The 296-nt window shown below is 52.4% G+C and carries 1 rRNA gene; it reads left to right on the top strand.

The features are described 5' to 3' along the window. A 23S ribosomal RNA gene (locus tag ACE418_RS13500) occupies positions 1 to 296 on the top strand; the annotation flags it as partial.

Genomic DNA, 296 nt, shown 5'->3' with positions numbered 1-296 from the left:
GCGGAGCCGCAGCGAAAGCGAGTCTGAACAGGGCGTATAGTTAGTTGGAGTAGACCCGAAACCACAGTGATCTACCCATGTCCAGGTTGAAGCACAGGTAAAAATGTGTGGAGGACCGAACCAGTGAGCGTTGAAAAGCTTTTGGATGAGATGTGGGTAGGGGTGAAATGCCAATCGAACGTGGAGATAGCTGGTTCTCCCCGAAATAGCTTTAGGGCTAGCCTCATGGCGAGAGTACAGGCGGTAGAGCACTGAACGGGGTAGGGGCCTATCCGGCTACTGAACCTAATCAAACT

Source organism: Megasphaera jansseni (genome assembly GCF_047974155.1).
Classification (GTDB): Bacteria; Bacillota; Negativicutes; order Veillonellales; family Megasphaeraceae; genus Megasphaera.
The sequence above is the reverse complement of the archived record's forward strand: the minus strand, read 5'-3'. Positions and strand labels throughout refer to the sequence as shown.